Origin of the sequence: Nocardiopsis metallicus, from assembly GCF_014201115.1 — a bacterium.
Classification (GTDB): domain Bacteria; phylum Actinomycetota; class Actinomycetes; order Streptosporangiales; family Streptosporangiaceae; genus Nocardiopsis; species Nocardiopsis metallicus.
On the sequence record NZ_JACHDO010000001.1, the window covers coordinates 3,966,878 to 3,990,815 of the forward strand.

The 23,938-nt window shown below is 71.6% G+C and carries 24 protein-coding genes and 1 pseudogene; 16 read left to right on the forward strand and 9 right to left on the reverse strand.

Annotated elements, in window-relative coordinates:
* Nucleotides 1-70 precede the first annotated feature (70 nt).
* From HNR07_RS35025 to HNR07_RS17305, 3 genes and pseudogenes are all read left to right on the forward strand, one after another.
* Complete coding sequence (locus HNR07_RS35025; protein WP_246420367.1) at nucleotides 71-1,354, forward strand: AfsR/SARP family transcriptional regulator; 1,284 nt, start codon at nucleotides 71-73, stop codon at nucleotides 1,352-1,354.
* Between the two features lie 2,021 nt (nucleotides 1,355-3,375).
* The gene (locus tag HNR07_RS17300) at nucleotides 3,376-3,903 is read left to right on the forward strand and encodes an endonuclease/exonuclease/phosphatase family protein (RefSeq protein ID WP_246420370.1); all 528 of its coding nucleotides are present in this window, start codon (nucleotides 3,376-3,378) and stop codon (nucleotides 3,901-3,903) included.
* A gap of 34 nt (nucleotides 3,904-3,937) precedes the next feature.
* Nucleotides 3,938-4,773: pseudogene (locus HNR07_RS17305) on the forward strand (TIGR03619 family F420-dependent LLM class oxidoreductase).
* Nucleotides 4,774-4,813: 40 nt separating this feature from the next.
* On the opposite strand, the gene HNR07_RS17310 reads toward HNR07_RS17305, so the two are convergent.
* Nucleotides 4,814-5,050: a hypothetical protein gene (locus HNR07_RS17310; protein ID WP_184365875.1), complete on the reverse strand. Its 237-nt coding sequence runs from the start codon at nucleotides 5,048-5,050 to the stop codon at nucleotides 4,814-4,816.
* 122 nt (nucleotides 5,051-5,172) lie between these two features.
* Here HNR07_RS17310 and HNR07_RS17315 point away from each other — a divergent pair, with 122 nt between their 5' ends.
* Nucleotides 5,173-5,622, forward strand: a complete 450-nt coding sequence (locus tag HNR07_RS17315) for a GNAT family N-acetyltransferase (protein ID WP_184365876.1) — start codon at nucleotides 5,173-5,175, stop codon at nucleotides 5,620-5,622.
* Nucleotides 5,623-5,796: 174 nt separating this feature from the next.
* Here the strand turns inward: HNR07_RS17315 and HNR07_RS17320 are convergent, their stop codons facing one another.
* A complete protein-coding gene (locus HNR07_RS17320; RefSeq protein ID WP_184365877.1) occupies nucleotides 5,797-6,354 on the reverse strand; it encodes a TetR/AcrR family transcriptional regulator in 558 nt (185 codons plus the stop codon).
* A 51-nt stretch (nucleotides 6,355-6,405) separates the two neighbouring features.
* Here HNR07_RS17320 and HNR07_RS17325 point away from each other — a divergent pair, with 51 nt between their 5' ends.
* The 3 genes from HNR07_RS17325 (at nucleotide 6,406) to HNR07_RS17335 (ending at nucleotide 8,492) form a co-directional block, all read left to right on the forward strand.
* On the forward strand, nucleotides 6,406-6,879 hold the full coding sequence (locus HNR07_RS17325) for a GNAT family N-acetyltransferase (RefSeq protein ID WP_312893863.1): 474 nt from the start codon (nucleotides 6,406-6,408) through the stop codon (nucleotides 6,877-6,879).
* 69 nt (nucleotides 6,880-6,948) lie between these two features.
* Nucleotides 6,949-7,554: a cysteine hydrolase family protein gene (locus HNR07_RS17330; RefSeq protein WP_184365878.1), complete on the forward strand. Its 606-nt coding sequence runs from the start codon at nucleotides 6,949-6,951 to the stop codon at nucleotides 7,552-7,554.
* Nucleotides 7,555-7,592: 38 nt separating this feature from the next.
* Nucleotides 7,593-8,492, forward strand: coding sequence for a GlxA family transcriptional regulator (locus HNR07_RS17335; RefSeq protein ID WP_184365879.1), 900 nt, complete (start codon nucleotides 7,593-7,595; stop codon nucleotides 8,490-8,492).
* Between the two features lie 20 nt (nucleotides 8,493-8,512).
* On the opposite strand, the gene HNR07_RS17340 is transcribed toward HNR07_RS17335, so the two are convergent.
* On the reverse strand, nucleotides 8,513-8,755 hold the full coding sequence (locus tag HNR07_RS17340; RefSeq protein ID WP_184373100.1) for a hypothetical protein: 243 nt from the start codon (nucleotides 8,753-8,755) through the stop codon (nucleotides 8,513-8,515).
* A 19-nt stretch (nucleotides 8,756-8,774) separates the two neighbouring features.
* Between HNR07_RS17340 and HNR07_RS17345 the strand changes: the two genes are divergently transcribed.
* Entirely contained in the window at nucleotides 8,775-9,302 is a 528-nt protein-coding gene (locus tag HNR07_RS17345; RefSeq protein WP_246420372.1) for a TetR/AcrR family transcriptional regulator C-terminal domain-containing protein, read from the forward strand.
* A 20-nt stretch (nucleotides 9,303-9,322) separates the two neighbouring features.
* Here HNR07_RS17345 and HNR07_RS17350 read toward each other — a convergent pair whose 3' ends face one another.
* From HNR07_RS17350 to HNR07_RS17370, 5 genes are all read right to left on the reverse strand, one after another.
* Nucleotides 9,323-11,125, reverse strand: coding sequence for an alkyl/aryl-sulfatase (locus tag HNR07_RS17350; RefSeq protein ID WP_184365880.1), 1,803 nt, complete (start codon nucleotides 11,123-11,125; stop codon nucleotides 9,323-9,325).
* A 135-nt stretch (nucleotides 11,126-11,260) separates the two neighbouring features.
* Nucleotides 11,261-11,743: a DUF1269 domain-containing protein gene (locus HNR07_RS17355; protein ID WP_184365881.1), complete on the reverse strand. Its 483-nt coding sequence runs from the start codon at nucleotides 11,741-11,743 to the stop codon at nucleotides 11,261-11,263.
* A gap of 169 nt (nucleotides 11,744-11,912) precedes the next feature.
* Nucleotides 11,913-12,065 (reverse strand): hypothetical protein, encoded by a 153-nt coding sequence (locus HNR07_RS17360; protein WP_184365882.1) that lies wholly within the window; start codon nucleotides 12,063-12,065, stop codon nucleotides 11,913-11,915.
* Between the two features lie 74 nt (nucleotides 12,066-12,139).
* Nucleotides 12,140-12,922 carry a class I SAM-dependent methyltransferase gene (locus HNR07_RS17365; protein WP_184365883.1) on the reverse strand — a complete coding sequence of 261 codons (783 nt, stop codon included), beginning with the start codon at nucleotides 12,920-12,922 and terminating at the stop codon, nucleotides 12,140-12,142.
* Between the two features lie 165 nt (nucleotides 12,923-13,087).
* Nucleotides 13,088-14,044 (reverse strand): AraC family transcriptional regulator, encoded by a 957-nt coding sequence (locus HNR07_RS17370; RefSeq protein WP_184365884.1) that lies wholly within the window; start codon nucleotides 14,042-14,044, stop codon nucleotides 13,088-13,090.
* Nucleotides 14,045-14,133: 89 nt separating this feature from the next.
* Between HNR07_RS17370 and HNR07_RS17375 the strand changes: the two genes are divergently transcribed.
* From HNR07_RS17375 to HNR07_RS17405, 7 genes are all read left to right on the forward strand, one after another.
* A complete protein-coding gene (locus HNR07_RS17375; RefSeq protein WP_184365885.1) occupies nucleotides 14,134-14,988 on the forward strand; it encodes an NmrA family NAD(P)-binding protein in 855 nt (284 codons plus the stop codon).
* Between the two features lie 1,073 nt (nucleotides 14,989-16,061).
* Nucleotides 16,062-16,877, forward strand: a complete 816-nt coding sequence (locus tag HNR07_RS17380) for a helix-turn-helix domain-containing protein (RefSeq protein ID WP_184365886.1) — start codon at nucleotides 16,062-16,064, stop codon at nucleotides 16,875-16,877.
* Complete coding sequence (locus tag HNR07_RS17385) at nucleotides 16,867-17,043, forward strand: DUF397 domain-containing protein (protein WP_184365887.1); 177 nt, start codon at nucleotides 16,867-16,869, stop codon at nucleotides 17,041-17,043. Before HNR07_RS17380 ends, HNR07_RS17385 begins: the two co-directional genes overlap by 11 nt.
* A gap of 509 nt (nucleotides 17,044-17,552) precedes the next feature.
* Nucleotides 17,553-18,248 (forward strand): TetR/AcrR family transcriptional regulator, encoded by a 696-nt coding sequence (locus HNR07_RS17390; RefSeq protein WP_376769927.1) that lies wholly within the window; start codon nucleotides 17,553-17,555, stop codon nucleotides 18,246-18,248.
* A gap of 11 nt (nucleotides 18,249-18,259) precedes the next feature.
* On the forward strand, nucleotides 18,260-20,518 hold the full coding sequence (locus HNR07_RS17395) for a glycoside hydrolase family 3 C-terminal domain-containing protein (protein WP_184365888.1): 2,259 nt from the start codon (nucleotides 18,260-18,262) through the stop codon (nucleotides 20,516-20,518).
* Nucleotides 20,519-20,736: 218 nt separating this feature from the next.
* The gene (locus HNR07_RS17400) at nucleotides 20,737-21,711 is read left to right on the forward strand and encodes an arsenic resistance protein (RefSeq protein WP_184365889.1); all 975 of its coding nucleotides are present in this window, start codon (nucleotides 20,737-20,739) and stop codon (nucleotides 21,709-21,711) included.
* 607 nt (nucleotides 21,712-22,318) lie between these two features.
* On the forward strand, nucleotides 22,319-22,582 hold the full coding sequence (locus tag HNR07_RS17405; protein WP_184365890.1) for a hypothetical protein: 264 nt from the start codon (nucleotides 22,319-22,321) through the stop codon (nucleotides 22,580-22,582).
* Nucleotides 22,583-22,656: 74 nt separating this feature from the next.
* Here HNR07_RS17405 and HNR07_RS17410 read toward each other — a convergent pair whose 3' ends face one another.
* Nucleotides 22,657-23,007: a MerR family transcriptional regulator gene (locus HNR07_RS17410; protein ID WP_184372197.1), complete on the reverse strand. Its 351-nt coding sequence runs from the start codon at nucleotides 23,005-23,007 to the stop codon at nucleotides 22,657-22,659.
* A 57-nt stretch (nucleotides 23,008-23,064) separates the two neighbouring features.
* Here HNR07_RS17410 and HNR07_RS17415 point away from each other — a divergent pair, with 57 nt between their 5' ends.
* On the forward strand, nucleotides 23,065-23,838 hold the full coding sequence (locus HNR07_RS17415; RefSeq protein WP_184365891.1) for an alpha/beta fold hydrolase: 774 nt from the start codon (nucleotides 23,065-23,067) through the stop codon (nucleotides 23,836-23,838).
* The last annotated feature ends 100 nt before the right edge of the window (nucleotides 23,839-23,938 follow it).

Here is a 23,938-nt window from a genome sequence, read left to right on the forward strand (position 1 = left end):
GGCCGCGTGGTCCCGCTGCCGGTACTGACGGCCGGGACGTGACCGCCGGAAACGCCCTAACGTGGGCGGCATGAGATTCGGGGTGCTCGGTCCACTCGCGGTGTGGACCTGCCGGGGTGAACCGGTGCGGATTCCCGGTGTGAAGGTCCGTGCCCTGCTGCTGGCGCTGCTGGTCCACGAAGGGCACCCGGTCTCCGTGGACCGGCTGGTGGAGGCCCTGTGGGGCGGCCGCCCGCCACAGCGGACGGCCGGTGCGCTCCAGGCGAAGGTGTCCCAGCTGCGCGGCGCCCTGGACCGGGCCGAGCCGGGCGGGCGCGCGCTGGTGGAGCACGGTCCCGCCGGGTACCGCCTGGTACTGGACGCGGCCGAGGTTGACGCGGACCGGATGCGCGACCTGCTGGAACGGGCCAGGAACCTGACCGAACCGCACTCCAGGGCCGAGCTGCTGCGCGAGGCCCTCGGCCTGTGGCGCGGCCCCGCCTACGCCGACGCGGCAGAGGACGCCTACGCCCGCCACGCGGCCGCCCGGCTGGAGGAACTGCGGCTCACCGTGGTGGAGGAGCTGGCCCGGGCCCGGCTCGAACTGGGCGAACACCGGCTGCTGGCCGGGGAGCTGGGCGACCTCGTGGAGCGCAACCCGCTGCGCGAGGGCCTGCGGGCGACGCACATGCTGGCCCTGTACCGGTCCGGCCGCCAGAGCGAGGCACTCGACAGCTATGAGCGGCTGCGTGTGCGGCTGGCCGGCGAACTGGGTCTGGACCCGGGTTCGGAACTGGCCGATCTGCACCGGTCCCTGCTCGCCCGGGACACCTCACTGGACGCCCCGGCCTCGGTCTACGCCCCGGTCGCGCGACGGGTCGGGAACCTGCCCGAGCCGCTCAGCGCCCAGGCTGACGGCGGCCTGATCGGCCGAGGCGCCCAGATCGCCCGGGTGCGGGACCTGTTGGCCGCGGAACGGCTCGTCACGCTGGTGGGCCCGGGCGGGGTCGGCAAGACCCGGCTGGCCGTGGAGGCGCTGCGGGGGGATCTCCGACCGCTTCCCCGACGGGATGTGGATGATCGGGCTCGGCGGCCTCACCGGGTCCGGTCCCGGGTCGGGCGCGGAGGTCGCCGAGACGGTGGCGGCGGTACTGGGTCTGCGGGAGGGCTCACCGGGGCACGCGCTTCAGGAGGGGGTGACGGGCGGGGCCGCCGGACAGCTCTGTACCGCCCTGCGCGACCAGCGCGCGCTGCTGCTGTTCGACACCTGCGAGCACCTGCTGGATCCCGTCGCGCGTCTGTGCGAGGAGCTGCTGGGCTCCGCGCCCGGGGTCCGTGCCCTGGCAACCAGCCACGAGCCGTTGGGGATCGCTGACGAGCGGGTCCACCCGGTCCCGCCGCTGGACCTGCCCGAGAGCACGGAGAGGGCCGAGGAGTCGGCGGCGGTGCGCCTGTTCGTGGCGCGTGCCGAACGGGCCTCCCCCGGCTTCGCCCTCGCCGTGGAGGACCGGGAGGCGGTGACCGCCGTCTGCCGCCGCCTGGACGGGCTTCCGCTCGCCCTGGAGCTGGCCGCCACCCGGGTGCGCGCGCTGGGCGTCCGCGAACTGGCCCGGCGGCTGGACGACCGCTTCCGGGTCCTCGGGCGGGGGCACCGGACCGCACCCGAACGCCAACGAACGCTGCGCGCGGTGATGGCCTGGAGCTGGGACCTGCTGACCGACGACGAGCGGGCGGTGCTGCGCAGGCTCGCCGTCCACCGGGGCGATTGCACCCTGGAGGCGGCCGAACGCGTGTGCTCCGGCGAGGGCGTACGGCGCGCGGACGTGCTGGACGCGGTGGCCCGGCTCGCGGACCGCTCGCTGGTGGTGGTCGAGGACGGCGGCTCGGCGCCCAGGTACGCGCTGCTGGAATCGGTGGCGGCCTACGGCCTGGAGCGGCTGGCGGAGGCCGGTGAGACCGAGCGGGTCCGGCGCGCCCACGCCGAACACCACACCGCCCTCGCCGAGGCCTCCGAGCCCGGCTTGCGCGGACACCGGCAGCGGGAGTGGCTGTTCCGGTTGGACGCCGAGTCCGGCAACCTCCGGAGCGCGCTCGAATGGGCTGTCGACGCGGGCGAGGCCGACCTCGCGCTTCGGCTGGCCTCCTCCCTGGGCCGGTACTGGGTACTGCGCGGGCGACTGCGGGAGGCGCGGCGGCAGTTGACCCGGGCGCTCGGCGCCGGTGGCGGTGGCGGTGGGGGTCAGGGCGGCGCCGGGTCCCCGGCCCGGCTGCGGGCACTGGCCTGGCTCACCGGCACCGGTTTCCTGGCTCCCGGCTTCCTCGGCCCCGGCGACCAGGACCCCAACGAACAGTTGCGGACCCTCCTCGACGCCCACGCCCGCGCGGACGATCCGGAGGGAGCCGCGCACGCCAGGCTGCTGTGCGCGTCCGCCATGCTGGGCGCCGGGGACCCGATCGTCTCCAGGCGGCTCGCGGAGGAGGCGCTGACCGGTTTCCGCGAGCTCGGGGACCGGTGGGGCATCGCGTCGACACTGGTGGTGCGGTCTGAACAGCGCCTGGTCAGGGGGGCTCTGGCGCGGGCCCGGACCGACGCCGAGAGCGCGGTGAACCTGTTCGGGGAACTCGGAGACGCCGCCGGCGGTCTGAGCGCAACCCGCATCCTCGGCACCCTGACGGAGATCGGCGGCGACTACGACACAGCGCGCGCGCTGCACACCGAGGCGCTGCGGGTGGCGGAGGACCTGGACCTGTGGGTGGCCGTCTCCGAACAGCTGTCCAGCCTGGGCAGGCTGTCCCTGCTCCGCCGCGATTTCGACACGTCGGCCGAGCTCCACGAGCGCGCTCTGCGCATCGCCCGGGAACGCGCCCACGGCGCGGGGGCCGCCTTCGCGGAGAACGGCCTGGCCCTGGCCGACCGCAGACGCGGCAGGCTCGACTCGGCCGAGGAGCGCATGACGCGGCTCGTGGAGTGGAACAGCGCGAGCGGCTACCTGCCCGGGGTCGCGCTGGGCAAGACCGAGCTGGGGTTCGTGGCGGAGCTGCGCGGTGACTCCGGCACCGCCCGGAAACTGCACGCCGAGGGGCTGGTCGCGGCCCGGGCCACCGGTGATCCGCGGGCGGTGGCGCTGGCCCGTGAGGGTCTGGCCGGGGTCGCGGTGCTCGACGGGGACGCGGCCGGGGCGGCCCGCCTGCTCGGTACCGCGGCGGCCGAACGGGAGTCGGCTGGTGCTCCCCTGCCCGAGGCCGAACGGGGGGACGTCGACCGGATCAGCGCGGCGGCCAGGGACGCTCTCGGTGCGCAGGCCTACCTGAGGGAGTTCGCCGCTGGGCGCCAGGCGGCGGAAGTGGTTCGACAGGACTGATCATTGCGAACCGCCGGGGGGTTCGGCGCCCTCGGTGTACCCGCTCGACGACCTCGGCGACGCGGGGCACGGCATCGGTTCACTGGCCTTGCCGCGAGCCGGGCTGACGGCCCCGGACGCCTCAGGACCGGTGGAGGCGGTCCCCGTGCGCCCGACGCCGCCGCGCCGGCCCTCCACGATGACCGCCTGGCGGGACGGGCTGCGCGGGCTGCCCGAGGCCGCCGACGACACCGTCCGCGTCCTCGCGGGCGACTTCAACGCCACCCTCGACCACGCCGAGATGCGCGACGTCCCGGAGAGCGGTTACGCCGACGCCGCCGCGCACCTGGGGCAGGGCCTGACCGGCACCTGGCCGGTGGGCGATCCGTTGCCCGGGGCCGCCATCGACCACGTGCTGGTGGACGAGCGGGGCGCCGTGGACGACCCGGAGATCCTGGACGCGCCGGGGACCCCGCACCGCGCCCTGGCTGCCCGGCTGACCCTGCCGGGCGGCCTGGCCCGAGCCCTGCCCCGGGATCCGTGCGCCCCGGCACCGGACCACAGGTCCCGCCGGGTGTCTTGACCCTCACACCGGTGTGACGGGCTACCGTCGCCGCATGAGCGAGCTGACCGAACCTCTGACCGGGCCCCGCTTCCAGGTCGTACTGCCCGACGAGTCGCCGGCGATGTCCCCGCACACCCTGGTGGACCTGGGGGTGCGCGCCGAGGAACTCGGGGCGCACACGGTGTGGCTGCCGGACCACCTCCTGCCTCCCCGGCCCTACGGCGAGGCGTACGGGGCGTGTACGAGCCCCTCGTGACCCTGGCGTACCTGGCCGCGCGTACGGAACGGGTCCGGTTGGGTACGTCCGTGCTGGTGCTGCCGATACGCGATCCGTTTCTGCTCGCCAAACAGGTGGCCACCCTGGACCGGCTGTCCGGGGGCCGGTTCACGCTCGGGGCGGGGGTGGGCTGGGAACGCGAGGAGTTCGCGGCGGTGGGTGCGGAGTTCACCGAACGGGGTGCCAGGGCGGACGAGGCGCTGGCGCTGCTCCGGCACCTGTTCGAGGGCGAGGGCCCGTTCCGGGGAAGGTTCCACTCCTACGAACGAGGGGTGTTCGAGCCGCGCCCGGCGGAGCGGGTCCGGCTGATGGTCGGCGGCGGCTCGGACGCGGCTCTGCGTCGGGCCGCGGAGTGGGCCGACGAGTGGCAGGGGGCCGACCCGGACCCGGAGGTGTTCCGGGCGGCCCGCAACCGGCTCCGCGAACTCACCCGCCGCCCGGTGCGCGCCGGGGTCCGGATGGCGTGGACCGGTGGTGAGGCGGAGTTCGCGGCGGCGGTGGAGCGCTTCCGTGAGCTGGCGGCCTCGGGGGCGGACTCGGTGGGGGTGTGGTTCGGCGACGCGGAGGGCTTCGGGGAGCGCATGGCACGCTTCGCGGCCGCGCTGCGCTGAGCCCGAGCGCTCCCGCGTCGGCCCACGGGAGGGCGTCGGGCTACTTCTGGTTGCGCAGCAGTCCCCGGCCGCCGTACTTCTTGTGGATGGCCTGCTTGGACACCCCGAGGACCTCGGCGATCCGGGCCCAGGTGGCGCCCTGGTTCCGGGCACGGCGTACCAGGACGGCCTCGGCCCGTTCGGCCTCCCCCCGCAGTTGGACGACGGCGTCCAACCCCACCAGCGGGTCGTCCCCGTCCAGGGCCCGGGTGAGCGCGGCGAGCTGTTCGGTGTTCATGGGTCAACTGTAATTGACCGGACCGGGGATCGGGAGAGCGGAATCGGGAGAGTCCTGATCCCAGTGGCAGGAAACGGTTGTTAACCGAGAGCCCCGCGGACGCGGCTCGCTAGGTTGGGCTCATGCTCACCATTGAACGCGCTCTGAAGACGGACGTGGAAGCGATCGTCGCCATGCTGGCCGACGACCCCCTGGGAGCCCAGCGCGAGACCCCCGACGACCTGTCCGCCTACATCGAGGCCTTCGAGGTCATCGACGCCGACCCGCACCAGTACCTGGCCGTGGCCCGCCGCAACGGCCGAGTCGTCGGCACGCTCCAGCTCACGGTGCTGCCCGGCCTGTCCCGGCGGGGCGCCACGCGTGCCCAGATCGAGGCGGTACGGGTGCACGCCGACGAACGCGGCAGCGGCCTGGGCAGCGACCTGCTGGAGTGGGCCGAGCGGGAGGCCCGGGGGCGCGGCTGCGTGATGCTGCAGCTGACCTCGGACGTCAAGCGTCAGGACGCCCACCGCTTCTACGAACGCCTGGGGTACGAGCCCAGCCACGTCGGCTTCAAGAAGCGGCTCGTCTGAGCCCGGCGGCCGCCCTTCGTCCGAGGGGGAGGCGGTGGCGGGTCCGCTGAGCCCGCCCTGGTTCGCGGGCTCGCTCCGACCTCGGGTGAGCCCCGGGTCCGCGGGCGCCGCCGCCGGGCCCTGGCCGGGGCCTGGCGGCGGCGTACCCGAATCGCTTGGCGGACAGGCGCCCGTTCAGAGGCTGGAGAGGTCGGCCCGAACGGCCCGGGTGACGCGGTCGGTGTCCCCGGTGGCGAGGAGGTCGAGCAAGGCGCCCCGCAGGAGTGCGAGTGCGCGGGTGCGCTGGGCGAGGGCCTCGGGGGTGTCGGGGTCGGGTTGGGACTCGGAGAGCACGTCCAACCAGTCGCGGACGGTGGTGGCGGCGAAGTCGGCCCAGGGGCCGCGGGGGTCGACCAGTGAGCGGGCGTAGCCCTCCACCCACAGGGTCAGCAGTGCCCGGTGCTCCTCAGCGGCCAGCCACTCCCACACGTGGGTGGCGGTCCGCGCCAGACCCGCTCCCCGGGGGAGCCGTTCCAGGAGGACGAGTTCGTCGAGGCGGGCGCAGCCGAGGAGTTCGCGGACCAGGCCGTCCTTGCTGCCGAACAGGTAGAGCAGGACGCGCGGGCTGGAGCCGATGGCGGTCGCCAGAGGACGCAGGGACAGGTCGGCCAGTCCGTGGGCGAGCGCGTACCGGTAGGCGGCCTCGAGCAGCTGTCTCCGTCGCGGCGAAGGGCTTGTTCCTGCTGTGGTCACGGACTTTCCCTAGAGGAACTGAAACAGTCGTGTCAGTACCCTGGAGGGCCCGTGGATACCCGGATCCGACCGCTTGGCGTCCCCGGGGACCTGGGGTGGGTGGTCATGGCCAACGGCCGGACCTACGCCGAACAGTACGGCTGGGACCAGAGCTATGAGGCGCTGGTCGCGCGGATCGTCGCCGACTTCGACCCGGCCGCGGGCGCGGCGTGGATCGCCGAGGCGGACGGGGAACGGGTGGGCGGCGTCTTCTGCGTTCCCGACTCCGAACCCGGCACCGCCCGGCTGCGCCTGCTCGTGGTCACCCCCGCGGCGCGCGGCCTGGGGCTGGGTTCCGCGCTGGTGGAGCACTGCCTGGAGTACGCCCGGGCCCAGGGGTACGAGCGCGTGACGCTGTGGACCAACGACGTCCTCGCCGCCGCCCGACGCATCTACCAGCGGGCCGGGTTCACCCTGGTGAAGGAGGAGCCGCACCACAGTTTCGGGCACGACCTCGTCGGGCAGGACTGGACCCTGGACCTGTGACCGGATCGGTCCGGCAGTGGTCGGGAACGTGTCTGTTCCGGAGCCCCTGCCGTTGGGAGGGTGGACGGCATGAACCCCACACTCACCGGCAGAGCCCTCGTGGTCGTCGACGCGCAGCGGTCCTTCCTCCAGCGGCAGAGCTGGCAGGCCTCCTCCGACCCCGAGGTCGCCGAGCCCATCGGGCGCCTCGTCGACCACTTCCGCGGCCGGGGCGACCGGGTCGTGTGGGTCCTGCACACCGAACCCGGCACCGGCACCGTGTTCGACCCCGAACGCGGGTTCGTGGAACCGATGCCCGGGCTGTCCCCGGTCGACGGCGAACCCCTGCTGACCAAGACCGCGCACAGCGCCTTCACCGGGACCGACCTGCAGCGGCTGCTCACCGGCTGGGGCGTCGGCGAGGTCACCGTCTGCGGGGTACGCACCGAGCAGTGCTGCGAGACCACCACCCGGATGGGTTCGGAGCTGGGGCTGGCCATGACCCTCGCGGTGGACGCCACCGCCACCGAACCCATCGAGGCGCCGGGGTCCGCGCCCGGTCGCCCGCTCCAGGAGATCCTCGACGATCCCCGGACCCTCCTGCCCCGGGACATCATCACCCGTACCGTCTACGCCCTGTCCGGGCGCTTCGCCACGGTGCGCACGGTGGACGAGATCATCGGCGAGAAGAGTTGAGCCGGTGGCCTGGCGGGTTCGGATAGGCTGACCGGATCGTGCACAAGGTCGTCTTCCTGCTGCTGCCCGGGCTCCATCTACTGGACCTGGCCGGCCCGGCTCAGGTGTTCTCCACGCTGGCGGAGCTGGGCCGCCCGGTGGAGCTGCACCATGTCGCCGACCTTCCCGAGGTACCCACCGCCCAGGGGATCGGGCTGCGGGCGGAGGTCGAGTGGCCCGAGCTCGCCCCCGACGACCTGGTATTGGTCCCCGGCTGGCGGACCCGCGGCTCCGCGCCGCACGCCACCCCGGCCCAGGCTGAGGCGTTGGTCGCGCACCACGCGGCCGGGGGCACGGTGGCGAGCGTGTGCTCGGGTGCGTTCGCCCTGGCCAGGGCCGGGCTGTTGGACGGACGCCGGTGCACCACCCACCACTCCCTCCAGGACGACCTGGCCCGGAGGTTTCCACGCGCCCGCGTCGTACCGGACGTGTTGTACGTGTCCGACGGCCGGGTGGTGACCTCGGCGGGCATCGCCAGCGGCATCGACCTCGCACTGCACCTGGTCACCCGGTGGCACGGACCGGCCGTCGCGGCCTCGGTGGCCCGGGAGATGGTGGTCTACGCACGCCGCAACGGCGACGAGCCCCAGGTCAGCGCGATGCTGCGGCACCGGAGCCACCCGGTGGACCTGGTGCACCGGGTGCAGGACACCATCGACGCCCGGTTCAGCGAACCCCTGCCCCTGGGCGAGCTCGCCGCCTCGGCCGGGGTCAGCGAACGCACCCTGACCCGCGCCTTCACCGAGGCCGCCGGACTGACCCCGCTGCGGTACCAGCAGCAGCTGCGCTGGGAACGCGCCGAACAGCTGATCGGCGAGGGGGCGACCCTGGAGTCCGCGGCGCGGACCGTGGGCTTCCAGGACGCCCGCATGCTCCGCCGCCTCCGTGCCCGTCACTGACCGCCCACCCGGGAGAGCGCTCATCCGTCCTTTCTGGCGTAGCAATACCAGGAGCCCCCGGCCAGTATCAGCAGAAGCACGGCTCCGGTCAGGCCGGTGGCGGCCATTCCCGACACGAACACTTCGCGGGCCGAGGAGGTCAGGCTCCCGGCGGCTCCGGCCGGGAGGTGGTCGGCGACGGCGAGGGCGGCGCCCAGGCTGGCGCTGATCGCCTCCACCCCTTCGGCGGGGGCGATGTCGCTGTACCGGCACGTCTGCGACAAGGAGGAGCTCCTCCGGGAGATGATCGACACCCTCCACTCCCGCTACGCCTACCCCGATCCCGGCGACATGGACTGGCGTGAGCGGATGCGCCTGCTCGCCCGGCACGACTGGGACATGTACACGGCCCACCCGTGGCTGCTCACCGCCACCGCGACCCTCGCGCCGCCCGTGGGACCGCACATGCTCGCGTCGATGGAGTGGGCACTGGCCGCCCTCGAACCCCTCGAACTCACACCGGAACAGGCCGGGCGGGCGATCATGGCCGTCACGCACTACCTCCAGGGCAGTGCCCGCCTGGCGCTGGGCGGCGAAGGCGACCTGGACGAACGGAACCCCGGCAACGCCTGGCGCAGGCGGCTCAGCGGGGACGACCTGTCCGCCTTCCCCCGTGTTGCGGCCCTGGTGGACTCCGCGTCCGGCTCCGGCTCCGAAGCGCGAACCCCGGGTTCGGAAAGCTCAGCGGACGCGGACACGGGACGTGCGGACTGGGTGGTGTCCGGCCTGGACATGGTCCTGGACGGGATCGCCGCACAGTCCGGCAGGTAGGTTTCCCCGGCGGACTCCGGTCAGGGGGTCACGATGTCGAAGGTCGGATCGGGTTGGTCCAGGAGGCCGAGCAGGCGGTCAAGCAGTTGTTCGTCCCCGGAGAAACTCATGCCCTCGGTCCCCTTTCCCGCGAGCAGGCGCAGCAGGCGGAACTTGTTCAGGGTGATGGTGAGGTCCGGTTCGCCCCAGCGCGGCTTCTCACGGGTGGTGAGGGCCCCGTTGGAGAGCGTGGTCCGGTAGGTGGTGTCCAAGTCGGTGAACACCCAGTCGATGACGAAGTACTCCTCCCAGGCCTTGGGACCGTTGACCCGGATCGCCACGGACTCGAAGAGCTGGTCCACCGACAGCGCCGCCCCCATCCCCGTTCCCAGGTTCGGGGGCAGGTCCGGTTTGCCCCGGCGCAGTTCGGCGGCGCCCTGGAGGTAGAAATTACGCCAGGTGGCGCTCTCCGATCCGAAGCCCAGCCGCTCGTACACCCCGGCCAGCGCGGCTCGGGCGCGAGCGTGTCCGGGATCGGTGAACACGGCGTGGTTGAGCAGTGTGGCGGCGAACCTCAGATCGCCCCGGTCCCGGTACCCGTCCGCTTTGCGCACCACCTCGTCAATGCCGCCCATGCACTCCACGTACCGTCGCGCGGCCTCCTCTGGCGGGTGTTCCCACAGGTGGGCGGGGTTGCCGTCGAACCAGCCCATGTAACGCTGGTAGATCGCCTTGACGTTGTGGCTGACCGAACCGTGGTAGCCCCGGGTGTGCCACTCCCGCTCCAGGCCGGGCGGTATCCGCAGGTGCTCGGCGATCTCCATGCCCACGTACCCCTGGTTGATCAGGCGCAGGGTCTGGTCGTGCAGGTAGGCGTAGAGGTCGCGCTGCTGGCGTAGGAAGGCGACGATCTCGTCTGCTCCCCAGGTGGGCCAGTGGTGGGAGGCGAACAGGACTTCGGACTCGTGGGCGAAGAGCGCGATGGCCTCGTCGAGGTAGCGCGACCAGACCCGGGCGTCGCGCACCGGGGCCCCGCGCAGGGTGAGGATGTCGTGCAGGTTGTGGGTGGCGTTCTCCGCCATGCACAGGGCCCGGTGCTCGGGGAAGTAGAAGTTCATCTCGGTGGAGGCCTCTGGGCCGGGCGTCATCTGGAAGACGATCCGCACCCCGTCCACCACCTCCTCCTGGCCGGTGCGGGTGATGGAGCGGTTGGGCGCGATGAGCGTGACGGTGCCGGAGGACCTGCTCAGGCCCAGCCCCACACCGATGTGTCCCCTCGGTCCGGCCTCCAGGTGGGATCCGGTGTGGAAGAGGCCGCGACGGGCCATCGCCGGACCGGTGTAGACGTTCTCCGACACCGCGTGTTCCATGAATCCCGCGGGTGCGAGGATCGGCACGGTGCCGTCGGTGACCCCGCCGACCCCGCCGAAGTGGTCCACGTGCGACTGTGAGTAGATGACCCCGCTGACCGGCCGGTCGCCGCGGTGCGCCCGGTACAGCTCCAGCCCGGCGCGCGCCGGTTCGGCGGAGACCAGCGGGTCGATGACCAGGACGCCCTGGTCGCCCTCCACCAGGGTCATGTTGGACAGGTCCAGACCCCGGATCTGGTATATCCCCTCGGTGACCTCGAACAGCCCCTGTCTGGCGCACAGCTGGGACTGCCGCCAGAGACCGGGGTCGGCGGTGTCGGGGCACTCACCCTCGAGGAAGCCGTAGGCGTCGGCGTCCCACACCACCCGCCCGTTGTCGTCCCGGACCCGTCCGGGTTCGAGCCGTGCGATCAGACCCCGGTCCGCGTTGACGAAGTCGGTGTCGTCGGAGTGGTCGGGTCCGTTACCGGTCATCACTTCTCCTCGTCGTACGGGCCGAGGCGATCAGCCGAGCGGGGTGCGCTTCCTCTCGACCGGGGAAGAAGAGCCGCCGGTGCGAGTGGCCCGCACCGGCGGCGTGAGAGGGCCCGGGGATCCGGGTCGGGGATCCTAGGACTGGAGGGCTTCGACGAGCTCCTTCTCGTTGTCCTTGGACAGGTTGGTCTGGATGACCGTCGGGTTCAGCGGCCGAAAGGCGTCGACCACGCGGTCGATGGTGGCGTCGTCGGCGAGCAGGAAGACCGCGGCCCGGTCCTGCTGGAGCTCGGAGCCGATGTCCTTGATCATGTCGTCGTCGATGCCGACGTCGCTGAGTCTGCCCGCGATCGCGCCCGTGCCCGCGCCGACGGCCAGGCCGAGGAGCGGGTTCAGGAAGAGCAGACCGATGAGCGTGCCCCACAGTGCGCCGCCCGCCGCACCGTAACCGGTGAGGTTGACGGTCTGGTGGATGCGCGGGCGGCCCTTGTCGTCCTTGTAGGCGTAGGCGGCGTCCTCCAGTCGGAGGAGTTCCTTCTTGTTGAGGTCAGCGGCGATGTCGAGTGCCTTCTCGGCGGTGTCCCGGTCGGCCACTCCGAGTACGATCAGCTGCGCCATGGGTGCGTGGTCCCCCGTCGTCGTTGCCTGGCTCGCGGGGAGCGGGCCCGATCGGCGGGAGCCTTCCCGGTCACGTCTTTGGCCAACGCCAGCGGGAGGGCGCGATCCTGCAAAACCACGCCGTTCCGGGGCACGGGGCCAGCGCCGCGCGGAGCCGGAGCCACCCCGGTCACCAGTCGTTGAGCGGTCCTCCGGGGCCGGGCCCGGGGTCGTCGGGGTCGCGTTCACGGCGCGCCTGCCGCCGGACCAGCCGGTACAGCCCGTATCCCCAGGCCAGTACGACGGCGGCGACCAGCAGGTAGGCGAGTGGTCCGAGTACCACGTGTGCCTCCTGGTTCGAGAGTTACCTTCCGATACCTACCCGGTGGTGCCCTCGGGACGCGTCAGCGCACCGGCTCACACCCGCCGGGCCATCACCAGCTGGGTGGTGTAGGGCACCCTGACGTTCCCGTCGGGGAAGTGGCGCCCGGCGGTGGCGAGGATCTCGGCCCGGGCGCGCTCCTCGCCCAGCTCGCGGACGACCGCCGCCATCTTGCTGGAGGACAGCGCCATGCCCAGGTACTGCTCGGCCGTGAGTTCGCGGACCCAGGGATAGGAGTGCTCGGTCGCTCCGGTCAGCCCCCGGACCGCGCAGAGCTCTCCGACCAGGTCGTACTTGCGGTAGTAGCGGTCGTATCCGGGGCTGTACCGCTCCAGCAGGGACTCGTGGTCGTCGATGAACGCGCTGCCGTCGAGGTCGCGGTTGTTGTTGAGCACGGCGAGGGTGCCGCCGGGGGCGAGCAGGCGGGTGGACTCGGCGTAGAAGGCGGGGCGGTCGAACCAGTGCACGGCCTGGGCGGTGAGGACCAGTGCGGCGGAGGCGTCCGGGAAGGGGATGTCCTCGGCGCGGGCGTCCACGTACTCGACCCCTTCGGTCTCGGAGGCCGCGGCGTCGAGCATGTCCTGACCGGGCTCGACCCCCACCACGCGGGGGCCGGGGCCGAAGACGCCGCGCAGCGCGCGGGTGGAGATACCGGTTCCGGAGCCGACGTCGAGCAGGAGCCAGGGGTCGGGCCAGTCGGCGGTGGCACCGGCACGCACATGCTCGCGCAAGGTGGCCAGGGTCTGGTCCGGGTAGCCGGGGCGAAAGGCCCGGTAGTTCTCGGTGAGGCCGGTGAAGGCCTGGGTACGGTCACTCATCTGGGGGTCCCTCCGCTGCGTAAGGGCTGAGGTGGATTCACCGGGGTACAGGTCGCTGGTCGGGCGTGCGGCATCCTAACGGACACGGGCCGCAGGGGCCGCCCACGGTGCGCCCCGCACTGGTTCGCCTCTTCGGAGGGGGCGCGTGTCGCACCGTTCCGCCCGCTATCCGGCCGGCGAGGGTTCCCGTTTGGTCCTGCGGTAGTCCGAGGGGCTGCTTCCCGTGTGGTTCTTGAAGGCGGTACTGAAGGCGAAGGCGCTCCCGTAACCCACCCGGGTGGCCAGTGGTTCCAGGCCCAGGTCCGGTTCGGCGACCAGGAGGTCGCAGGCCAGCGTGAGCCGCCAGGTACGCAGGTAGGTCATGGGCGGACTGCCAACCGCGCGCTGGAAACGGGCGGCCAGGGTGGCGCGGGAGACCACGCACTCCCCCGCAAGGGACTGCAGGGTCCAGGGGCGGGCGGGATGTTCGTGCACCAGGTCCAAGGCGTGGGCGACGACCGGGTCGTGGCGTGCGCTGAGCCAGTTCGGGGCGGTGTCGGGACGGGCCTCCAACCAGGCGCGGACCGCCATGATCAGCAGGGAGTCGAGGAGGCGGTCGTTGAGGGCGCTCTGGGCCACCCGTGCGGTGGTGATCTCCCGGGTGAGCAGGGAGACGACGGAGGCGTCGACCGAACCGGCGGGCAGCAGGGCCACGGGGGGCAGGGCGGCCAGGGCGAGTCGTCCGATCTCGCCGGTGTCCTCGTAGGCGCCGAGGATCATGGTGTCCGTGCCTTCTGGGTCGTTTCCCCAGGTGTTGACGCCGTGGCTCATGGTCTGGTGGACCTCCCGGCCGTCCAGGCTCATGCAGCGGTTGCCCGGGTGGACCACGGTGCCGGGGGCGGAGTCGGGCCGGTCGGAGATCACGTAGGGTTCCGCGCCCCGGATGAGCAGCACGTCGCCGGGGCCGGTCCGAACGGGGTCGATGCCTTCACGGCGCAGCCAGACCCGGCCGCCGGTGACCACCAGAACCGTGAGCGCGGACCCGTCGCGGACGTCGATGCCCCAAGGGGCGCTCATCACCACGCGCAGGGTGAAGGCGGAGCGGGCGCGGGGCCCGTCGATCAGATGTACCAGGGGATCCACGGGGGCCTCCGAGTGTCACTGGACGTTCTCTTATGTATTCGAGCAGAGGAACCATGTTCCGTCCAGCGAATTGCCGTTGTACTGGAGCCATGGGAACGAACAGCACCACCACACGAGTCCTGATCACCGGCGGCACCGGGATGACCGGTCGCCGTATCACCCGTCTACTGGCGGAGCGGGGCGCCGACCACCGGGTCGCCTCCCGGTCCGGCCACCCGGCGACGAGCACCCCGCGCTTCGACTGGCACGACACCGGCACCTGGGACACCGCCCTGGAGGGGGTCGACGCCGTCTACCTCTGCTACCACCCCGACCTGGCCTTCCCGGGGGCGGCCGAGACCGTCTCCGCCTTCGCCGCGCGAGCGGCCTCGAAGGGCGCGCGCCGGATGGTCCTCCTGTCCGGGCGCGGCGAACCGGAGGCCCAGCGCGCGGAGCGACAGGTGCGGGAGGTCTTCCCCGACCTGACCGTGCTGCGCTGTGCCTTCTTCGCGCAGAACTTCTCGGAGTTCTTCTTCGCCCCGGCCGTGCTGTCCGGCACCATCGCGCTGCCGGTGGCGGACGTGCCCGAGCCGTTCGTGGACCTGGACGACGTCGCGGAGGCGGCCGCCCGGGCCCTGACCGAGGACGGGCACGCCGGGGAGCTGTACGAGATGACCGGACCGAGTGCGCTGACCTTCACCGAGGCGGGAAGCGTTCTGGGCGAGGCCGCCGGCCGCCCGGTCGCCTACCGGAAGGTCTCCACGGAGGAGTTCGTGGCCGCCTCCGCCGCCGACGGCATGCCCGAGGAGGTCGCCCACGGGCTGGCGGCGCTGTTCACCGAGGTCCTGGACGGCCGCAACGTCAAGCCCGCCGACGGAGTGGAGCGCGCCCTGTCCCGCCCGGCGACCGGCTTCGAGGAGTACACCGCCAAGGCCGCCGCATCGGGGGTGTGGTCGCGCGGTTGACCAACACCGTGAGTGGGTGCCCCGGCCTCAGTCAGCCGGGGGATCCCCCGACCTTCCGGAAAACGGGCACAGTGCGTTCTGCTGTGACTACGTACCGGTCGGCCTTAACGAGGCCGCCCGGAAGGAGCTGGAGGGCATGATGGCCGTGGAAACCTACCAGTGGCGGAGCGACTTCGCCCGCGAGTACGTCGGCATCGGCGAGGAGAAGCACGCGAAGAAGGCCTGGACGAAGGCCGGATCACCGAAGCCACCCGGAACGTGGTCCCGATCCTCCAGGCGCGTGGGTTCTCCCTCACGGAAGCGACACGCGAGCGCGTCGAAGCCTGCACCGAACTGGACACTCCCGAGAAGTGGGTTCCCCCGGGGCACTCGCCGGACGTGTTGATCAGCTTGCCGCAGTCAGTGCACATGTAGGGCTTTCCAGTCAGGGTTACGGGACTCGCTGAGTGATGCCACACGCGCGGCATTGTTGAATTCGGGAACCAGTGGCACGGTTCCAATCGTGCGGTGGGCATCCCGGCCCTGACGGGGGTCGACCCCTGTGAGGAAGCGGCAGGTGCCCGCCCAGACGAGAGGCAGGGGTTTGAGGGCGGCGGCGCCGCGTCAACCGTGCGAAATCAGCGAACGTGCGAACCGGAGCAGTCATATCCGCCCCAGGAGTTCGCCGGTGAGCCAGCGGGCGAGGGGTTCTTCCCCACCCTCACGGCCGATCGGAGCGGTACGGCCGCCCCCGTCAACCACCGAGATCCACAAGCCCTCGGAGAGCCGAACCACGATGCAACGCCCTCCGTGCTCCGCCCGGACCTCGCCAGTCCGCTCTCCGTCCATGGCCGCCACACCCCGCCGACGGATTGCGGAGTGCAACGCGAGAACAGCCCTGTCTGTCGTGTCCGTCGCGAATGCGGTCACCACGTGAAGCCTCCCGAAGCCGAAGGGTACTGAGGACACTTCGTAGTGTTGCTTTCCGGAACACGCCAGGCAAAGGAGCTTGTGTATCCTCCGGAGCCTTTCCGTCTGCTTCGGAATTCTTCGGAACCGCTCCGAAACTGTCCGCTGTGTGATCTGCTGGAGCTATGCCCCCCGTGCCGAAGCAAGTTCTCCTGCGATACGGACGTGAGGTCGCGCGCCTGCGCTCCGAGGCGGAGTTAACACAGACCTCGCTCGCCACCCGTGTCCAAAGCAGCAAGAGCCAGATATCAGACGTTGAATGCGGAAAAGCCCCTCCGTCCGTGAAGCTGCGCAAAGCCCTCGACGAAGCGATCGGGTTCGGCAGACTCGCCCGTTTGTGGGAAGACCTCACCGGCAGCGGGCGGGCGCCGTGGCTCTCGGAGATCGCTACCGCGATCCAGGACGCCCAAGCGGTCTGGGAGTACCAGGCGCTGGCCTTCCCCAGCTACCTACAGACCGAGGCGTACGCGCGTGCTCTGGTGTCCGCGTCCGCCCCGTGGCTCTCCCCGGAGGAACTCACGAAAAGCGTTGACGAGCGGATGACCCGGGCGACCCACTTCGTGGACGCGCTTCGTCCGCTGCTGTGGCTGGTCCTGGACCAATCCCTCTTGAGCCGAAGGTACGGGGGCGTGATCACAGCACGTGAACAACTCTCCCACCTCGCAGACCTTGCGGAGCGGGAGCGGATTACCCTACAGATCATGCCCGCTGATCACCCCAGGCACCCCGGCAACTCCGGATCGTTCCGTGTGATCACCTTGCAGGACTCAACAGAGCTTGCCTATGTCGAAAGCGCCGAAGAGGGACGCATCCTGACCAGCGCAACCGTGGTCGCCCGACGTCGCATGCTCTTCGGGAGCCTGCAAGGCTTGGCATGGGACCCGGAGGGCTCCCTTCGGGCAGTCCGCGACGAAGTGAAGAGGTTGGACAGTGCAGGCTGAATGGCACAAGAGTTCCTACAGCGGCGGGACGAACGATTGCGTTGAGGCCCGCGAGTCCGCCCACGGTGCGGACGTGCGCGATACGCAGCACCGGGAAGCGGGTCACCTGTCGTTCCCCATCGCGGAATGGACGACTCTCGTCGGGGACCTCCGGACGAACCGTTAGACACCTCCGCGCCGCCGGGTACCGGGATTGCCCCCTCGGGCCCGGCGAGATCAGGCGCGCCCAGCCCGCCAGCGCGATCGGAACCAACACCGGGCTGAGTGCAGGGTCCAAGCGCCTTTTCCACTCCCCCTCCCCCGTGAACTTGCTGCCAGAAGCGAAATCGGCGCTTGGAGTCAAGTGGTTGTCGCAATGAGGGTCTGGTTGAGATGAGCCGCCGCCTGCCCTCAGGCGGCCTTTCGTCCGCGTGGGCCACTCCGGCGGGCAGGGCCCGGGGCCCTGATGGGCCTCCGGGAGATCGACTAGTGTGTCTGGCACCACAAATCAACCAGATGGCAGGTTTCGCGCCGGTCGCCGTGCACCACCGTGCACCACGGTGACCGGGTCCCGCAAGAGCGGGAGAACGCGTGCCGGAACCGTCGTCTCGGGGCCCTCGCGGTCCTCGCGGCCTTCTCGGCCACCAAGGGAGCCCTGCGAGACGAACTGGTGACGATCTGCGAGGAGGGCCACCCGTGACGGACAGAGAGCGCGCACGGCAGCACCTGAGCCAGAGCCCCCGGATGAGCAAGGGGGAGCGCACCCGGCAGCGCATCATCGACTCCGCCACGGAGCTGTTCTCCCGATCGGGCTACCGGGCGGTGTCCCTGCGCGACATCGCCTCGCACGCCGGGATCACCCACGCCGGGGTGCTCCACCACTTCCCCAACAAAGAGGCCACCCTCATACACGTGCTGAGCAAGCGCGACGCCGTTGACGCACCCCTGGTTCTGGACGAGGGGATCAGTCACCGGGAACTCATCGACAACATCGTGAGGATCGTCGAGCGCAACACGGGCACCCCCGGCCTGGTCGCGCTCTACGTCAACCTGTCGGCCGAGGCCACCGACCCCGCGCACCCCGCGCACGAGTACTTCTTCGGCCGCTACCAGATCCTGCGCGAACTGCTCGTTCCGGCGTTCGCCGAGCTCCTCGGTGACCGACCGCACCCCACCCCCGAGGTGGCCGCCCAGCAGTTCCTGGCGCTCCAGGACGGGCTCCAGGTCCAGTGGCTCCTGGACCCGGGCACCGTGGACATGCGCGGCGCGGTCGTCTCCTTCCTGCGCACCCTGGGCATCACCGTTCCGGACGATCCCGCTGGCCCCGCTGCCCCCGCCGACCCGGCAAGACCCACCGGCACCGACTCCACGGGTGGCGCCGACCCCACCTGAGAAAGGCACCGATGAGCAACGCCCCCCATCTCGACCTGGCCGCGAAGGCCTCGGCCACCTCCGGCTCCGACACCTGGCACAGCACCGGCGTGGAGGGCGTGCTGCGCCCCCTCCACCTGTCCGACGGCCCGCACGGCCTGCGGCAGCAGCCCGAGGACGGCGACCACCTCGGCCTCGGCAGCAGCGTTCCGGCCACCTGCTTCCCGCCCGCCGTCGGGCTGGGCTCCACCTGGAACCCCGACCTCGTGCGCAGGGTCGGCCGGGCCCTGGGAGCGGAGGCGAGTTCGCTGGGCGTGGACGTCGTCCTGGGGCCGGGCATGAACATCAAGCGCTCCCCCCTGTGCGGACGCAACTTCGAGTACGTCTCCGAGGACCCCCACGTCACCGCGCGGATCGCCGCGGCACTGGTGAAGGGCATCCAGTCCGAGGGGGTCGGCGCGTGCGTCAAGCACTTCGCCGCCAACAACCAGGAGACCGACCGGCACCGGGTCAGCGCGGAGGTGGACGAGCGCACGCTGCGCGAGATCTACCTCCCCGCCTTCGAGGAGGTCATCCGCACCACCGAACCCGCCATGGTGATGAGCTCCTACAACCGGCTCAACGGTGTGTACACCAGCCAGGACCCGTGGCTGCTGACAGACCTGCTGCGCGGCGAGTGGGGGTTCGAGGGCGTGGTCGTCTCGGACTGGGGCGCGGTCGTCGACCGGGTCGCCGCGGTCCGCGCCGGGCTCGACCTGGAGATGCCGCCGAGCCGGACCGACCACCTCATCGTCGAAGCCGTGGAGAGGGGCGAGCTCGACGAGTCCGTGCTGGACACCGTGGTGGAGCGGTTCAAGCGGGTGCAGGAACGTGTCACCACCGACACATCCCGTCCGTTGGAGCACGGGGCCAACGACGCCCTGGCCCGGGAGGCCGCCCGTGAGGCGCTGGTCCTGCTGAAGAACGACGGCGGCGTGCTGCCGCTGGCCGCGGACCGCTCGTTGGCGGTGGTCGGCGAGTTCGCCCGCACCCCCCGCTACCAGGGCGGTGGCTCTTCCCACGTGGCGCCGACCCGTGTGCACAGCGCGCTGGAGGAGTTCGGTGCGGCGGTTGAGGCGGGTTCCCTGAAGAGCGTGCGGTTCGCCGCCGGGTTCACCCTGGACGGGACGGACGACCCGACACTGGTCGAGGACGCCGTGGCGGCCGCCCGCGAAGCGGACACGACCGTGCTCTTCCTGGGGCTGCCCGACTCCGCCGAGTCCGAGGGCTACGACCGGACCACGATCGGCCTGCCCGCGCGCCAGCTGGGGCTGCTCGCCAAGGTGCGCGAGGTCAGTGACCAGGTGGTGGTCGTGCTGTCCAACGGAGGTGTGGTCTCCGTGGCGGAGTGGCAGGAGCAGGCGGACGCCGTACTGGAGGGCTGGCTGCTGGGCCAGGCCGGCGGGGCGGCCGTCGTCGACGTCCTGACCGGTGCGGTCTCGCCGTCCGGCCGGCTCACCGAGACCATCCCCGTCCGGTTGAGCGACCACGCCACCTACCTGAACTTCCCGGGCGAGAACAGCGTGGTCCGCCACGGCGAAGGTGTGTTCGTCGGCTACCGCCACTTCGACACCCTGGACGTGCCGGTCGCCTACCCCTTCGGGTACGGGCTCACCTACACCAGCTTCGCCTACTCCGGGCTGGAGGTATCCCCCAGCGGGGAGTCGGACGGGGAGGGCGCGTGGACGGTGTCGTTCACCGTCACCAACACCGGCGACCGGGCCGGGCAGGAGGTCGCCCAGCTGTACACGGGGGTCGAGCAGGACCACCCGACCCGCCCGGTACGGGAGCTGCGCGGGTTCGCGAAGGTGGCGCTGGAGCCGGGCGAGAGCGTGCGGGTCGGGCTCCCGCTCACCGGACGCGACCTGTCCGTCTGGGATTCCCGGGACGGGCGCTGGTCCCTGGCCGCGGGCACCTACACCGTCTCCGTGGGCGCTTCCTCCCGGGACCTGCGGCTGCTCGGCGAGGTCACCACGGCGGGCGACCGGTACGTGCGCAAGCTGACCAAGCGCTGCACCATCGGTGAGTGGCGTGCCCACCACATCGGCGGCCCGGTCGTGGCAGAGCTGCTCGCCGCCTTCCCCGACCTCGACGACGTTCCCGGGGACCTGCTGGAGATGGCGCGTTCCCTGCCCATCGTCAACCTGCGGTCCTTCGGTCTGGGCGTCACCGAGGAGATGCTCGACCTGCTGGTCGACGACATCGAGGCCAGGCGTCAGGCGGCCATCGAACGCGGTGAGATCACCGGCTGACCCGGACCGTCTCCCCCTCTCCAGGGATGATCTTGCTACCAGGGGCGAGTGCGGCACCTTGGGTTTCGGTGGCTCAGCGCTCCTGGTAGCGAGATCGCGAAGGATCCGGGGGCTGCGCCCTGGTCATCGCCTTCGGCTAGCGTGGGTGGGCCGTCCCCCACCGGGGTCTGTCAGGTGGGCGGCCCACCGTCGTCCGGAAAGCCGCGGGAAGCCACAGCGTGTCCACGTCAGAGAAGTTCCAGAGTGTGTTCGTGGCGCTGGCCGCCGTCCTCGGGTTGGGGGCCGGTCTGCTGTGGCCCCTGGGCGAGGTGGCGGGCTTCCTGGTACTGCCCCTGCTGATGGTGATGCTGGCCGCGGTGTTCACGCAGGTGGACGCCGGACAGGTGCGGCAGGCGCGCGGGGCCCGGAAGGTGGTCGCCGCGAGCCTGGTACTGAACTTCGTGTTCACTCCCCTGTTCGCCTGGGCCCTGGGCGCAGGGCTGTTGGGGGGATCCCCGGACCTGCGGATCGGCCTGCTCCTGTTGCTGGTGACCCCGTGCACGGACTGGTATCTGGTCTTCACCGGGCTGGCCCGCGGGCACATGGGGGTCGCGGCGGCGGTGCTGCCGGTGAACCTGGTGCTCCAGTTGGTGTTGTTGCCGGTGTACGTACTGCTCCTCGGCGGCGAGGCGGCGATGGTCGACACCGGCACCCTGGTGGAGGCGGTTCTGCTGGTGCTGGTGGTGCCCCTGCTGATCGCCCTGCTGATGCGTTCGGTTACCCGGCGATGGAAGGGCGAGCGGTGGCGGGAGGAGCGGGTGATGCCGGTGGCCTCGGCCTCGGTGCTGCCGCTGCTGTACGCGGCGGTCTTCGCCATGTTCGCCTGGCAGGCCCGAGCGGTGACGGCGCACCTGGGCGACCTCGCGGTGCTCCTGCTTCCGCTGGGCCTGTTCTTCCTCGTCATGCCACTGGTCGCGGTGGCGACGGGCCGGTTGCTGCGGTTGCCCGCGGAGCAGGGGGTCACCCTCACCATGACCTCGGTGGCCCGCAACTCCCCCGTGGCGCTGGCGGTCGCCGTGGCCGCGTTCCCGGACCGGCCGCTCATCGCGGTCGCGCTGGTGGTGGGCCCACTGGTGGAACTGCCGGTACTCGCCGTCCTGAGCCAGGTCGTCCGTGTGCGTGGGTCCCGGCCCGCCACGGACACGCGGCACTAGGCACCAGCCCCGAAGCGGCCGGGGGCCGACAGTGCGCGGGCATAGGATCTGCTCCGTGACGAGCCACACGCAGCGCTACGCCTCAGGACGGCACGAAGAGGTCTGGACGACCTGGGCGCTTTGGGACGGGTCCCCCGGCACCTGCGCGAAGACGTTCGAGAGGTCGCCGACCTGACCATGGCACGCGTGGCCGTCCCCATGTCACGGCTGGCCGAAGCCCTGCCCGAGCTGGGGTTCAGACCCTCTGCCGGGTTTCCCCTCCACACACCACCCGGTGCGGATGCCCGCGCCGGGGTATCGGCCCTTGAGCAGGAGATCGGGGGTGTTCCCGCCGCCCTGGCCGCGTACCTGAGCTCGGTCGGGGAGATCAGTCTGACTGGGGACTGGCCGGAGATCGGACTGCGCTACCACTCGGCCCCGTCCTGGGCGGAGCGGAGTGACTTCTCCCCCCTCATCGGAGCGCCCGACCCTCTCAGCCTCCCCGGGGCCGACTACCTGCGCTACTGGGTGGAGGAGTGGTTCCCGCCCTTGGGCGAAGGCAACGGCGCCGGGGGCGTCGGCCCCGAGGGGTTGCCTCCGGACGTGTTCCCGAACGATCCGCCCGGTGATGCCCGTCCTGGCCTCGCTCCACTACTTCGATCTGGCCCCCGACGAACTCCACAAGGCCGACATCAGCGGTGGCACCCACGACGTCCTCCTGCCCGACGCCTCGGCGGACCCGGTCCTGCTCGGTGCCCGGGGGCGCCCCGGCGTCACCTTCGTGGAGTACCTGCGCGCGGCGGTCGCGCACGGCGGCTTCCCCGGCTGGGAGCCCAACGGGCTGCCCCTGCCTGAACCGCTGCGGGCGCTCGCTTTCACTCCCGACTTCTGAGCTCGGCCCGGGAAGTCCGGGGAGGGGGCTCTTCCAGGGGCCGCTCAGGGCCCCCGCGTCGTGAGGGAGTGCTCTCAGCAGCCGATCTGCGCCGCGAGGGCTCCCCGGTTTCGTTGGAGCTCGTCGATCCGCTCGTCCAGTTCGGCCAGTTCACGGCGGATGGTCGCGAGCAGGGACGGGCACATCTCCAGTTCCAGGGGCTCGTTCCCGTCACCGGTCGCGCACGGCAGGACCGAGGCGATGGTCCGGGTGGTCAGCCCCATGTCCAGGAGGGTACGGATGCGCTGGACCGTTCGCGGGGCCTCTTCCCCGTAGACCCGGTACCCGCTGGTGGACCGGGCGGATTCCAGTAGCCCCTGGTCCTCGTAGTAACGCAGCAGCCTACGGCTCACCCCGGTGCGCTCCGAGAGTTCCCCGATCAGCATCTGGTGGCCCACCTCACTCTTGACCTTCACACCGGTGTCACTGCTTACCGTCGCCGCATGGTTGAACACTTCTCCCACACAGTAAAGGGTTCCGGTCCCGGTCTGCTGCTCGCGCACGGCGGCGGTGGCGGAGCCGAGGCCAACTTCGGACCGCTCATGGACGATCTGACCTCAACGCACACGGTGGTCGCCCCGGACCTTCCCGGTTCGGGCGCCACCCCGCGCAGTACGGTCCCGCTGGACCTGGACTCGGTGGCCGACAGCATGGTCGCGACCGCGGTGGGCGCGGGAGTGGAGCGGTTCACGATTCTCGGGTACTCGCTGGGAACGGCGGTCGCGGTGCGCGCCGCCACCCGACACCCCGACCGGGTCACGGGGCTGATCCTGACAGCCGGGTTCGCCCGGGCGGACAACCGGATGCGCTTGGCGACCAGGATCTGGCGGGAGCTGTTGGACGGCGACCGCGATCTGCTCGCCCGGTTCCTCACCCTGGTGGCCGCCGGAGACCCGGCGCTGGAAGCGATGTCTCCGGGCGAGTTGGAGGGCTCGGTGGCGTGGCTGGCGGACTTCATCCCCGAGGGCACACCCGAACAGGTGGACCTGGTGATCGCCGCGGACACCACCGGTGAACTGGCCGACGTCTCCGTTCCCACCCTGGTGGTGGCCGCGGTCCTGGACCGGCTGGCCTCTCCCGAGCTCTCACGCGAGCTGGCCGCGGGCATCCCGGGCGCCGAGCTGGTGGAGGTGGAGTCCGGCCATCTGGTCTCCGCCGAGGCGCCGGAGGCCTGGCGGGCCGCGATCCGGGACTTCCTGGACCGGCACCGTTCCTAGCCGGTGCCGGGGAGTGGCAGCTGATGCCGCTCCCCGGCGCCTCAGCCACGGCGTCGCGTGCGTTCCCCTTCCGGGGACGCGGTGGTGCGGCTCAAGAGTG